The sequence below is a fragment of the Bacillus sp. JNUCC-22 genome (assembly GCF_018861275.1).
Lineage (GTDB): Bacteria > Bacillota > Bacilli > Bacillales > Bacillaceae > Bacillus > Bacillus velezensis.
Genome location: NZ_CP076408.1, coordinates 1,318,604 through 1,331,494 on the forward strand (window position 1 = coordinate 1,318,604; position 12,891 = coordinate 1,331,494).

Genomic DNA, 12,891 nt, shown 5'->3' on the forward strand with positions numbered 1-12,891 from the left:
TATAAAATCATTATTCTTATCAAGAGCAGGCAGAGGGACGAGCCCGATGAAGCCCGGCAACCGACTGATAAAGCACGGTGCTAATTCTTGCAGCAGGAGCTGAGAGATAAGATTCGGACATAACACGAAGCCTCTTTCTGCTCATACGGAAGAGGTTTTTTTATGTTTTGCGAAAGAAAGAGAGGCGTTCACGCATGAGCGAGGTATTGGCAACATATCTTCTGACAGACACAACGGACAGTGAAAAGCGGGCGGAACAGATTGCGGCGGGGCTGACAGTAGGCTCCTGGACTGACCTGCCCCTGGTGAAGCAGGAACAGCTCAGAAAACATAAAGGGCGGGTCGTAAAAGTTGAGGAGATAGAAGGAACCTCAGAAAACGAAACACAATCCGTCATCACCATCGCCTATCCCGAGGCGAACTTTTCAAGAGATATTCCGGCCGTCCTGACGACGGTATTCGGAAAGCTGTCACTGGACGGAAAAATAAAATTGACTGATCTTGAATTTTCCGAAGGGTTTAAACGCTCCCTTCCCGGGCCGAAATTCGGTATATACGGTATCCGCAAACTGCTGGGCGAATTTGAAAGACCGCTTCTGATGAGCATATTTAAAGGCGTGATCGGACGGGATCTCGCCGACATTAAAGAACAGCTCAGACAGCAGGCGCTCGGCGGCGTGGATCTGATTAAAGACGACGAAATTTTCTTTGAAAATGAACTGGCTCCGTTTGAAACCCGCATTATCGAAGGAAAACAAGTCCTGAAGGAAACCCGGGAGGAGACGGGGCATAAAACGCTGTATGCCGTAAACCTTACGGGAAGGACCGCTGAATTGCGGGATAAAGCGAGGCGCGCGGCAGAACTCGGGGCGGACGCGCTTTTATTGAATGTGTTCGCTTATGGTTTAGATGTGATGCAGAGCCTTGCTGAAGACAGGGAAATCCCGCTTCCGATCATGGCGCACCCGGCAGTCAGCGGCGCGTTCACATCATCTCCTGTTTACGGCTTGTCGCATGCGCTTTTGCTCGGCAAGCTGAACCGCTATTGCGGCGCTGATTTCAGTTTATTTCCGTCACCTTACGGATCCGTTGCTCTTCCGAAGGAGTCCGCACTTGCAATCCATGATGAATGTGTAAAAGACGATGTCTTTCATCCGTCGTTTGCCGTCCCGTCAGCAGGCATTCACCCCGGTATGGTGCCATTATTGATGCGCGATTTCGGCATCGATCACATCATCAATGCCGGCGGAGGCATTCACGGCCATCCGAAAGGAGCCGAGGGCGGCGGAAGAGCGTTCCGCGCCGTCATTGATGCGGTGCTTGAAGCGCAGCCGATTGAAGAAAAAGCCGCGTCGTGCAAAGATCTTCAGCTCGCATTAGACAAATGGGGAAGGGTGGAAGCCGTATGACCCGCACGCCGCTGATTATTTGTGATTTCGACGGAACGGTCACCATGAACGACAACATTGTCAGTATGATGAAAGAATTCGCGCCTCCTGAGTGGCTTGAAATAAAAGACGGTGTTCTGTCTAAAAGCATATCAATCCAAGAAGGAGTCGGCCGGATGTTCGGACTGCTGCCGAGCAGCTTAAAAGAAGAACTGACCGGCTTTATCCTGAAGGATGCGAAAATACGGGACGGCTTTTTGGATTTTGTCTCGTTTGTCCGGTCAAACGGCCTCCCGTTTTATATCGTAAGCGGGGGAATGGACTTTTTTGTGCATCCGCTTTTGGAAGGGATCGTAGAAAAGGAGCGGATTTTCTGCAATCATGCATCCTTTGACCATGAATATATTCATATAGACTGGCCGCACGCTTGTGATGGAGACTGTACCAATCAATGCGGCTGCTGCAAACCGTCAGTCATCCGGAAGCTATCCGATCAGCAGAAATTTCTCGTTATGATCGGTGATTCGGTCACGGATGTCGAGGCTGCAAAGTTGTCCGATATGTGCTTTGCGAGAGATTATCTTTTGACTGAATGCAAAGAACTCGGCCTCCGGCATCTGCCTTTTCAAGATTTTCATGAGGTGAAAACAGGCATTGAAAACATCGGGGAGGTGCAGGCATGGCTGCAAAAGAAGAACGCTGGCGCGAACTTGCCGAGGTAAAACGCGAGCTGGCTGAAAGAGACTGGTTCCCGGCAACGAGCGGGAATCTTTCCATCAAAGTATCCGACGGGCCGCTGACTTTTCTCGTTACGGCGAGCGGAAAAGACAAACGAAAAGAAACAGACGAAGATTTTCTCTTAATCGATGAGTACGGGAAGCCCGCTGAGACCGGCCATTCTTTAAAACCTTCAGCGGAAACGCTTCTCCATACTTACTTATACCAAAAGACAGACGCCGGCTGCTGTCTGCATGTCCATACTGTCAATAATAATGTCATCTCAGAGCTTTACGGGGATGAAAAACAAATCACTTTTCAGGGGCAGGAGATGATTAAGGCGCTCGGATTATGGGAGGAAAACGCGTCCGTGACCGTTCCGATCATTGACAATCCGGCGCATATCCCGGCATTGGCCGAAAACTTCGCGCACCATGCGGACGCCGGCTCAGGCGCGGTGTTAATCCGCAATCACGGCATTACGGCATGGGGGCGGACCGCATTTGAAGCGAAAAGGGTGCTGGAAGCCTATGAATTTTTATTCAGCTGTCACCTCAAGCTTCTGTCACTTCGGCCGCAGCTGGTAAAATAAAAGGAGGAATAGAAAATGGCGACCATCAGAATTCATGACGAAAAAAATACGCTCATTGAACATCAGGAAGAAGTAGCGCGCTTCTTAGACGAACAAGAGGTGATCTATGAGCAGTGGAACATTGAAAAACTTCCGTCTGAGCTTTCGGAAAAATACGACCTAACCGAAGATGAAAAAGAACGGATTCTCGCGGTGTTTGACACGGAGATTCAGGACATTTCAGCCCGGCGCGGATATCAGTCTCAGGATGTCATTTCTTTATCAGACACCACGCCGAATCTTGATGAATTATTAAAAAATTTCCAAAGAGAACATCACCACACGGATGATGAAGTCCGCTTTATCGTCAGCGGACACGGCATCTTCGTCATTCAAGGCAAAGACGGCACATTTTTCGACGTCCGTTTAAATCCGGGAGATTTGATTTCAGTTCCGGAGAACATCCGCCACTACTTTACGCTTCAGGAAGACCGCCGGGTCGTCGCAATCCGAATCTTCGTGACGACTGAGGGCTGGGTGCCGATTTACGAAAATGAAAGTGTGCAAAACTGATAGACGCCCGAACCTCTCATGCCCACGCCGGCATGAGAGGTTTTTTATTGTAATATAAAGTCAGCTGTGGCTGTTTTTTAATTCTTGAATATGCCGCATTCTGTTTATATCATTACCCGAATGGGTATTATTCTCGTATTCATGCTAAAGATTCCAATATGAAATGAAAAAATAAGTTATTTAGTAAAAAAATGTTTACAAATAAAGTATAATCTGTAATAATGCTCAATAACCCAATCAAACTTGTTTCCTATTCTTTTAGCGGTGAGGGGTGAAGTGAATGGGCAGTTATTCTGAACAAGAAAAATTGCTTGTATCTATTGATAAAAAAAGAAAAATGATGATAGATGCGGCTAACAGGCAAGGGTTTACAGGATATGACACGATCAGGCACAGCCAGGAACTGGACTGTCTGATGAACGCGTATCAGCAGCTGGTAAACCGTGATCGTACACATCACCAAGGAATACAGGGCCTTGTGAAGAAAATAGGCTTGTTCTCCCGCGGTGACGTCATGCCTGCATATGAAGCAAACAAATGATTGATGATAAAACAGATAACGAAGACTGAATGCGCTTCCTGATCAAGCGCCGCATCCGAAAGATGACCGCGTACAGTCAGCACATTTTTCCGCTGACACGGCTCACGAAGCGCCTCGTACTATCTGCCGGCTATGATGCCGTTCCTCTCGTATATCCTCTTACACATACTCTTCTTTAAATAAAAAACACCCCGATCCAGGGTGTTTTTTTTCATCGAGAAGCGGCAGGGAGGGTAATGGTGACCTCTGTGCCCTTATCGACTTCGCTTTGAATGTCAATCGAACCGCCGTACATCAGCATGATTCGTTTACATACGACAAGGCCGAGGCCGGTGCCTTTTTCCTTTGACGTTACAAACGGAAGAAAAATGTGCTCAAGCATATCTTCAGAAATGCCCATTCCGTTGTCGGCCACCTTAATGACTGCTTTATGATCGCGGGCTTCTAAATAGATGGACAGCCGGCCGCCTTCCTGCATGGATTCCAGCGCGTTTTTCGCGACATTTAAAATCACCTGTTTAATATGGTCTTTCGTGCAGTTGACCTTGAGCGGCCGATTGACGAGAATCTCCACATTCACTTCCACATTGTATAGATTCCCTTCAGAATAAATAATCGGCATAATCTCATCAAGAATATCCTGCAGCGAGTTCACTTCCAACCGTTCAGCAGTGGGTTTTCCAAGCACTAAAAACTCACTGACAATCTGATTGATCCGTTTAATCTCCTGCTCAATAATTGAGAAATACAGCTGATCTTCCTCCGATTTGTATTTTTTCTGCAAAAGCTGAATGAAGCCGCTGATCCCTGTAAGCGGGTTGCGGATTTCATGGGCGGTGCTGGCGGCAAGCGTTCCGATCAGCTCCAATTTCTGCGCTTCATTTTGAGCGCGCTCCAGCTGGGTCTTGCGCTTAAGCAAATAATATTGAACGAGGATGAACAGAATATTCAGCAGCACGGCAATACTGGACATCGGCAGCAGCACGCTTTTGGTCAGCTCATTCAGCTCAACCGGTTTCGGATAAACATTGATATTCCAATTAATATCATCCAGATAGCCGCTGACCGGTTTCACACCTTCTGATTGATCAGCCCGTCCGCTGGCAAATATCACTTTATTCTGATTGGTTGCCTTGACATAAACGTCAGGGCTCAGCATATTGATCATATTTCTCAAATAATCGACTTGTATGGCGGCTACTAAATAATCCGTGACTTCCCGTTTTGCGTCTAACACCGGCACGCAGATCGTGAAGATGCGCTGGCCTGTAATTCTGCTGGAGTAGTCATTTGTGATGACCGTTTTTTTCGTCTTTTTCGCCTTCGTAAAATACGGTCTGTCGGCCAAATTCACCTTTGATTTCAGATCAGTCGTGCTTGCGATGACATCACCTTTGGAATTCAGCATATACAGACCGCTGAATCTGGGTTCATCCTCAAAAGCCTGATCGAGAATGTCAATGATCTTTTCTTCATTGACAGGCTTATCGACAGCGATCGCAAGTGTTGTCATCCGTGCTTTTGTTTCACCGATTAAATAATTGAGCTTATTGCGGTGAAGGTTGAGCATCATACTGGCTTCCTGTATGTGTTTATCGGCTATTTTCTGCTTTTCTTTTTCATAAATGAAAAAGCTGATAATAAGTGCCGGGATGATCACCAATATGAGATAAAGCTTGATCTTTCCCCGGGCACCTTTAAATGTATTCACTCTGCATCGCTCCAACATTACACTTGAATAGAGGTATTATATCATTTTTATACTTCTTTAATAAGAAAAAATAACCAAAATGATAGAAAAACAAATTATTTTATTAAGGTCAGACAAAAAGAAGAGAAATTTTGGAAACATTTTTGTTGACATTTTTCATTTTGTTTATTAATGTTTCTCTGTAACGGTTTCTTTTGTAAAAGGATGATTGAATGTATGACGGATAAAACAGAAAACTCATTGAAATTATTTATTGTACTGTCACGTGCGTACCGATCTATTAACGACCATATGAATAAACATATTCATAAGCACGGCCTGAACCCGACGGAATTTGCGGTGCTTGAGCTGCTGTACCACAAAGGCAACCAGCCGCTTCAGCAGATCGGCGACAAAATTTTATTAGCGAGCGGAAGTATTACATACGTTGTTGACAAATTAGAGAAAAAAGAACTTCTCATCAGAAAAGCCTCGCCGACTGACAGAAGAGTGACTTTCGCACAGATTTCCGAAAAGGGAATCCGTCTTTTGGACGATATTTTCCCTGATCATGCTGACGAAATTAAAGAAATGATCAGTGTGTTGAGTGATGAAGAGATAGAAATGTGTACGGAAATGCTGAAAAGAGTGGGGTTAAACGCTAAACATTTTCATCAGAAATAAAAAAGGAAGCCATTTGAAAGGCTTCCTTTTTTATATTACTGATTTTGGTCAGTCGCGGCGTTTCTAGGCTGTATCAATACCTCGACGCGCCTGTTTTTGCTGCGCCCTTCGGCGGTTTTGTTCGACACGGCCGGTTTATACTCTCCGAAACCTTTGGCGCTGAATACTTTTGCGTCAAGTTTCGGGTTTTCCGTGAGAATAGCCATGAAGTTGACGGCCCGCATGACGCTTAAATGCCAGTTAGATTGATATTGTGAGTTTTTAATCGGTACATTGTCCGTATGTCCGCTGATAATAATGTTCCTTGGCGGATTCAGCACAAGGAGATTCGAGATTTCCTTGGCAAGCGGAATATCTTCCTGACGGATATCCGCCCGTCCGGAATCAAAAAAGATACTGTCTTTAATGGTAATTAAGAGTCCTTCTTTAGTCAGCTTTGTTTCCAGCTGAGTTTCAAGCTTTTTATTTTTTATAAATTGATTGACTTGCTTTTGCACGCCTTCAAGTTCTTCGCGGTCGGCTGCTTCTCTTTCTTTCTTTTTCTGTTCTTTATCTTTTTCCTTGTCTTTTTTTAACTGATCAACGCCGTCTTTTTCGTTTTCAGGAGGGGTGACGCTTGAATATTCAAGAACACCCGTGCCTCCGGTAAACACGGCGTTAAATGATTTAGACAGCATTTGGAATTTCGCCGCATCGACCGAGCTCATGGCGAACAATACAATGAACAGAGCCAAAAGAAGGGTGAGCAAATCCGCGTACGGGATCAGCCAAGACTCATCCACATGCTCGTCATCATGCTTCTTCTTCTTTTTTCTCGCCATTGTTTGCCTCTCCTTCTTGTTCAGCGACTTTTGCGCGTTCATTCGCAGGAAGATACATGAGAAGTTTTTGTTCGATCACTTTCGGGGCCTGTCCTTCAAGCACTGACAGAACGCCTTCGATCATGATTTCACGCAGTTTGACTTCCTGCTTTGATTTGCGTTTCAGTTTGTTGGCGAAGGGATGCCATAGTACATATCCTGTGAAAATCCCGAGAAGGGTGGCGACAAAAGCCGCACTGATGGCATGTCCGAGCGCCTCGGTATTGTTCATGTTGGAAAGAGCCGCGATAAGGCCGATGACCGCACCCAAAACGCCGAGTGTCGGCGCATATGTGCCGGCTTGTGTAAAGATGGCTGCGCCGGCCTGGTGTCTGTCTTCCATCGCTTCAACTTCCTCAGTCATAATATCTCTGATAAATTCTGCGCTTTGTCCGTCAACCGCCATACTCAGGCCGTTTTTCAAAAATGCGTCATCCACGTCTTCAATGCTTGCTTCCAATGCAAGCAGACCTTCACGTCTGGCGATTTGCGCCCATTGAGAGAACATAGGAATTAATTGCGCAATTGTCAGCTGTTTGTTTTCTTTAAACAGCACTTTAAAAAGGGCAGGCACTTTTTTGATTTCTTTTCCGGGGAATGCGATGATCACCGCAGAAATCGTACCGAACAAAATAATCAGAATAGCTGCCGGGTTAGCGAGTGCGCTTAAGCTGACCCCTTTCAGCACCATGCCCACGCTTAAAGCAATCAAGGCGAGGATGATACCGATAATCGATGTTTTATCCATAGTTTTCACCAAATCCTTTATACTAGCTTTCTATGGTTAATATCGGTGGCAGTGCATGGAACTTTAGGGTGATTGAGAAATTGTTCCCGAATTCTTCACAGTTTCTCCCTTCTGACATGGATAAAGAAACAAAAAAGCGGCTCCCCGCGAGGAGGGAACCGCTTTTTTCTTATTGTGCCCGGACTTTGATGCCGTCCTCTTCCATTACGACATGGAAGGCTTTTATATCGTTGTTATCCAATAAGAGATCTGTCATTTCGTCCTCGATCAATTCTTGGATGGTTCTTCTGAGCGGGCGTGCTCCGAAAGCTGGGTGGTAGCCGATTTCAGCGATTTTTTCTTTCGCATCATCGGTGACGTTCAGGCTGATGCCGCGCTCTTTTAATGTGTCTTCAAGCTCTGTGAGAAGCAGGCTGACGATTTTCACGAGATGTTCTTTTTTCAGGGATTGGAATTCAATGATGCTGTCAAACCGGTTTAAAAACTCCGGTTTGAAGAACGCGCTCAGTGAATCAATCAACGTTTGTTCTTCCAGGACGCTCTCTTCAGATTGGAATCCGACTTTCACCTGTTTTTCGCCGGTTCCAGCGTTGCTTGTCATAATCAAAACGGTATCTTTGAAGCTGACCGTTCTGCCCTGGCTGTCTGTCAGACGGCCGTCCTCCATAATCTGCAGAAACATATGCTGGACATCAGGGTGGGCTTTTTCAATCTCATCGAGCAGCACGATGCTGTACGGATTGCGGCGCACTTTTTCCGTTAATTGACCGGCTTCATCGTGTCCGACATATCCCGGCGGTGAACCGATGATTTTTGATACGGCGTGTTTTTCCATGTATTCACTCATATCGAGACGGATAATGGAATCTTTTGTACCGAACAGTTCATCTGCGAGTGTCTTTGATAACTCGGTTTTTCCGACTCCGGTCGGTCCGACAAAGAGGAAGGAGCCGACAGGTCTGTTTTTGGATTTTAAGCCGGCGCGGCTTCGTCTGACCGCTTTCGCCACTTTTTTCACGGCTTTTTCCTGACCGATGACGCGCTGATGAAGATGCTCTTCAAGTTCCTTCATTTTGACTTGTTCATCAGCCTGGAGTTTTCCGACCGGAATGCCTGTTTTCTGTTCAATGATGGCTTGAATATGCTCCGCCCCGATTTTAGGTGAAGAGGCCGGAGCTTCTTGTGCCAGCTGCTTTTCCAACGCCGCTTCTTCATCACGCAGTTTCGCGGCAAGCTCATAATTTTCTTCATGAAGCGCTTTTGTTTTCTCCGCGTCAATTGCTTTGAGTCTCTCAGCCGCATCTTCTTCATTTACGGTATCAAGCTCCAGGTTCGCCTTAGAGCCGGCTTCATCTAATAAGTCGATCGCTTTATCCGGCAGGTGGCGGTCCTGAATGTAACGGGATGAAAGCGTAACACAGGCGTTTATCGCTTCATTGCTGAATGTGACGCCGTGGTATTTCTCATATTTATCTTTAATGCCTTCCAGAATGCTGATGGCTTGTTCTATTGTAGGCTCGTGAACCATGACAGGCTGGAAGCGTCTTTCAAGCGCCGCATCTTTTTCAATCTGGCGGTACTCTTTCAGCGTTGTCGCCCCGATGACCTGCAGCTCGCCTCTGGCAAGCGCCGGTTTCAGGATGTTCCCGGCATCCATTGATCCCTCGGCAGAGCCGGCGCCTACAAGAAGGTGAATCTCGTCAATGAACAAGATGACGTTTTTCCGTTCTTTTAATTCGTTCATTAATTGTTTCATTCTTTCTTCAAACTGGCCTCTGATCCCTGTATTGGCGACGAGAGAAGCGACGTCAAGCAGGTAAAGCTCTTTGTTTTTCAATTTGTTCGGCACATCACCTTCAGCGATTTTAAGCGCGAGGCCTTCTGCAATAGCCGTTTTACCGACGCCCGGCTCACCGATCAGCACCGGATTGTTTTTATTCCGGCGGTTCAAAATTTCAATTACGCGCGCCACTTCATGATCGCGGCCGATCACAGGGTCAATCAGACCTGCTTTTGCGCCGTTTGTGACGTTTTGAGCGAGCTCGTCGAGCAGGCCTTTTTCAGAGCCGGCCTGCTGTTTATTTTGATTGGGAGCGAAACCTTGCTCAAACGGGAATCCGAATGATTGCGGCCCCATGCTCATAGACGGTTTTCGGGTTAATTCTGTATAACATGTTTCACATAAAACGAATTGTTTTTGAATGGAATTGACTTGCATGTTCAGGCGAATCGTCGCCTCGTTTTTCTGACAATGTTGACAACGCATTTGCCAAAACCTCCTCGAAAAATGTTTGATCATCTTTGACCAAATGGATTAGAAAATAAGGTCTTAACTTTGACCTTCTTTGATTAATAGTATACTCTGACCTTCTTTGACTTTCAAGTGTTTTGTTCCAAACCCCGAAAAATAAATGTTTACAGCATGATAAGTGATATTTGTGAGGTTTGATTATTTTTGACCAATATAGTCAGAAAGGAAATGAAATGCTTTGACCTTTCTTGATGAAGAGTATACGCCGGCCCTTTTTTTCTTTCAATATTTTTGCTTAGAGGAGAGAGCTGAATCTGTTTTCTCCGGGGAAGGACGATTTGTTCGTCTTTTCGGGCGACTTGTCTCATAAGCATATATAAAGGCCTGGACAAATCTGCGCTTAGCCGGAGGGTGAAATGGGACAAACAAAAGGTTCTGCAAGTCAGCTTGCATTTGTATACGTAGGCACGGTTGTAGGAGCCGGTTTTGCCACGGGACGGGAAATCGTTGAGTTTTTTCTGAAGTTTGGCTGGATCGGTCTGTTCGGTATCGTGGTAAGCGGTCTGATGTTTACATATTTAGGCGCCAAAATCATGATCATTTCCAAACGGATTCATGCAGCATCTTATCAGGAATTGAACACATATTTATTTGGCAAGTCCATCGGCCGCGCCGTTAATATGTTTATGATGTTTATATTGCTGGGAGTGACCTCTGTCATGCTGTCCGGAGCGGGAGCGCTGTTTCATGAACAGCTTGGCTGGTCCGCACAAGCGGGGATCCTTTTGACGATCGTACTGAGCTTTGCCGTCATGACAAGCGGCGTTAAAGGTGTGTTCGGCGTCAATATATTGGTTGTGCCGCTTTTAATTTCCTTCTCTTTTATCGTGACAGCAGATTCATTTGTATTTACAAGCACGAGAAACGCGGACGAATGGGTATGGCCTGACAAGTGGAATTGGCTTTTGTCCGCCGTCTCTTACGGCGCGTTAAATTTATCGCTCGCCCAAGCCGTCCTTGTGCCGCTTGCGAATGAAATGTCTTCAGAGAAGGTGATCAGAAGGGGGGCTTATTTTGGCGGCGTTCTGTTGACACTGGTGCTTGCCGCGAGCTTTTTATCATTATCGGTGCTGCCGGATGTGCTGGAGTTTGACATTCCGATGGCTCAAGTCGTCTATTCGTATTCGCGTTCGCTTCATATCATTTATTTGTTTATTATTTTCGGGGAAGTGTTTACGTCGGTCATCGGCAATTTATACGGATTGGAAAAACAATTAAACAGTTTTCTTCATATAAAAAGTACATATATTTACGGCGGCATTTTGGCGTTTGCTTTCATTATCAGCCAAATCGGCTACGGACAGCTGATTTCCACCGTTTATCCGGTGTTTGGGTATGTGAGCCTCGCTTTCATCGGCGCATTGATTTGCAAAAAAATCCCGAAAGAAAAATAAGGATATAAGGAAAATGTCTGTATTTTTTGGGAATTCCCCTTCTTTTTTCCTAACATTTCTGTATAATGAATTGGGAAATGATGGGGAGGAGTAAGAGATGAAAGCTCGACGTGTATTATTGGGATTTATTTTTATTTGTATCGGCATTGCGTTTTTTTTACAGAGGGCGGGAGTTATTCATATATCCGCAGGTTCGGCGTGGCCGTTTCTTTTCATTATAATGTCCGCAGGGTTTCACGCCGGATTTATTTTTGCGAAAAAAACGCCTGAACAGGCGGAACTGCTCGTTCCGGGCGGTATGTTTTTTGTGCTGGGCTGCCTGTTTTGTTTTGAAACGGCAACGGGATGGACGTATTCGGGCGTGACGTGGCCTGTTTATATATGGGCGCCTGCTCTCGGTCTGTTTGAGCTGTGGTATTTCGGCGGGAGGAAGTTAGGTGTATTGATTCCTGCTTTCATCCTGACAGCCGTGGGAGCACTATGCTTTGCCGGTATGCTGATGACGGGGCTGTGGCCGCTTTTGATCATCGCAGCCGCGCTTTTGTTTCACGCCGTTGCCTTTATGCAGCCGAAAAAAAGATCGGGCCTTCTTATTCCGGGCGGCATTTTGCTTGTGACGGGTTGCTTGTTATGGTTTGAAACGCTGACGGATTGGACATACGCAAATGTGACATCGCCTGTCTACCTCTTTGCCGTTGCGTTCGGCCTGTTTGAAGCCTGGCTGTTCGGCAGAAGGCAAAGAGGGCTTTTGACTGCTGCGGCGGTTCTGTGCGCCGCGGGCATTTTCGGCATATTCACCAATGCAAATGAAGTCATCAGCGAACGCGGCTGGCCCGCTCTCATTCTTTTGCTGGGCGCCGCTTTTCACATTCCGATTTTCGGCCCGAAACCTGTCAAAAACGCGGGACTTCTCGTACCGGGCGGCATCTTATTGATTACGGGGATCTTGTTTGTCTTTGAAACGGCAACCAATTGGTCCTACTCCGGTGTGACATGGCCTGTTTACCTGTTGGCAACGGCATTCGGTTTATTTGAGCTGTGGCTGTTCGGCGGGAAACAGAAGGCGCTGCTCATCCCGGTTGCGGTGCTGACCTTGACAGCACTTTGCTTTATGATGACGAATCAGCCGATCATTCCGGTTTCTGTTTTCTGGCCTGCTTTATTTGTTCTGATCGGGATTGCGCTGATGGTATTTCCGGGGAAAAAACGCGGGGCTTAAACCCGATTTTGCAGCCTGACACAGGGTTCAGGCTGTTTTTTTATTGTCACGGGAAACAACATTATGGTATGATAGCAAAAGTGAAAAAAGAAGAAAATCCGTATTGATGCGGGAGAGGTTCTAGCTACACCCTCTATAAAAAACTAAGGACGAGCTGTATCCTTGGATACGGTTTTTTTATGTTTTTTAGGGCGC

The 12,891-nt window shown here is 46.2% G+C and carries 12 protein-coding genes and 2 riboswitches; of the genes, 8 read left to right on the forward strand and 4 right to left on the reverse strand.

What is annotated here, in order from left to right; all coding sequences use genetic code 11:
* Positions 1–13: 13 nt before the first annotated feature.
* Positions 14–113, forward strand: a riboswitch (SAM riboswitch).
* Positions 114–194: 81 nt separating this feature from the next.
* The 5 genes from mtnW (at position 195) to JNUCC22_RS06885 (ending at position 3,790) form a co-directional block, all read left to right on the forward strand.
* Positions 195–1,409, forward strand: coding sequence for a 2,3-diketo-5-methylthiopentyl-1-phosphate enolase (gene mtnW / locus JNUCC22_RS06865; protein ID WP_159078063.1), 1,215 nt, complete (start codon positions 195–197; stop codon positions 1,407–1,409).
* Positions 1,406–2,110 (forward strand): 2-hydroxy-3-keto-5-methylthiopentenyl-1-phosphate phosphatase, encoded by a 705-nt coding sequence (gene mtnX, locus JNUCC22_RS06870; RefSeq protein WP_007610963.1) that lies wholly within the window; start codon positions 1,406–1,408, stop codon positions 2,108–2,110. Before mtnW ends, mtnX begins: the two co-directional genes overlap by 4 nt.
* Positions 2,068–2,697, forward strand: a complete 630-nt coding sequence (locus tag JNUCC22_RS06875; RefSeq protein WP_014417578.1) for a methylthioribulose 1-phosphate dehydratase — start codon at positions 2,068–2,070, stop codon at positions 2,695–2,697. Before mtnX ends, JNUCC22_RS06875 begins: the two co-directional genes overlap by 43 nt.
* Positions 2,698–2,712: 15 nt before the next feature.
* Entirely contained in the window at positions 2,713–3,249 is a 537-nt protein-coding gene (locus JNUCC22_RS06880) for a 1,2-dihydroxy-3-keto-5-methylthiopentene dioxygenase (protein WP_012117415.1), read from the forward strand.
* A 280-nt stretch (positions 3,250–3,529) separates the two neighbouring features.
* Complete coding sequence (locus JNUCC22_RS06885) at positions 3,530–3,790, forward strand: aspartyl-phosphate phosphatase Spo0E (protein WP_003154690.1); 261 nt, start codon at positions 3,530–3,532, stop codon at positions 3,788–3,790.
* Between the two features lie 211 nt (positions 3,791–4,001).
* Here JNUCC22_RS06885 and JNUCC22_RS06890 read toward each other — a convergent pair whose 3' ends face one another.
* Positions 4,002–5,519 carry a sporulation kinase KinD gene (locus tag JNUCC22_RS06890; protein WP_046559543.1) on the reverse strand — a complete coding sequence of 506 codons (1,518 nt, stop codon included), beginning with the start codon at positions 5,517–5,519 and terminating at the stop codon, positions 4,002–4,004.
* Between the two features lie 198 nt (positions 5,520–5,717).
* On the opposite strand from JNUCC22_RS06890, the gene JNUCC22_RS06895 reads away from it, so the two are divergent.
* Complete coding sequence (locus JNUCC22_RS06895; RefSeq protein ID WP_007408463.1) at positions 5,718–6,164, forward strand: MarR family transcriptional regulator MhqR; 447 nt, start codon at positions 5,718–5,720, stop codon at positions 6,162–6,164.
* A gap of 35 nt (positions 6,165–6,199) precedes the next feature.
* Here JNUCC22_RS06895 and motB read toward each other — a convergent pair whose 3' ends face one another.
* The 3 genes from motB to clpE all read right to left on the reverse strand — a co-directional run bounded on the left by motB (position 6,200) and on the right by clpE (position 10,038).
* Positions 6,200–6,985: a flagellar motor protein MotB gene (motB, locus tag JNUCC22_RS06900; RefSeq protein WP_003154685.1), complete on the reverse strand. Its 786-nt coding sequence runs from the start codon at positions 6,983–6,985 to the stop codon at positions 6,200–6,202.
* A complete protein-coding gene (gene motA, locus JNUCC22_RS06905) occupies positions 6,957–7,772 on the reverse strand; it encodes a flagellar motor stator protein MotA (RefSeq protein WP_007408461.1) in 816 nt (271 codons plus the stop codon). Before motA ends, motB begins: the two co-directional genes overlap by 29 nt.
* Before the next feature lie 169 nt (positions 7,773–7,941).
* On the reverse strand, positions 7,942–10,038 hold the full coding sequence (gene clpE, locus JNUCC22_RS06910) for an ATP-dependent protease ATP-binding subunit ClpE (RefSeq protein WP_108654842.1): 2,097 nt from the start codon (positions 10,036–10,038) through the stop codon (positions 7,942–7,944).
* A gap of 401 nt (positions 10,039–10,439) precedes the next feature.
* Between clpE and JNUCC22_RS06915 the strand changes: the two genes are divergently transcribed.
* Positions 10,440–11,477 (forward strand): YkvI family membrane protein, encoded by a 1,038-nt coding sequence (locus tag JNUCC22_RS06915; RefSeq protein WP_012117417.1) that lies wholly within the window; start codon positions 10,440–10,442, stop codon positions 11,475–11,477.
* A gap of 97 nt (positions 11,478–11,574) precedes the next feature.
* On the forward strand, positions 11,575–12,696 hold the full coding sequence (locus JNUCC22_RS06920) for a hypothetical protein (protein WP_076424027.1): 1,122 nt from the start codon (positions 11,575–11,577) through the stop codon (positions 12,694–12,696).
* Between the two features lie 108 nt (positions 12,697–12,804).
* A riboswitch (PreQ1 riboswitch) is annotated at positions 12,805–12,849 on the forward strand.
* Positions 12,850–12,891 lie beyond the last annotated feature (42 nt).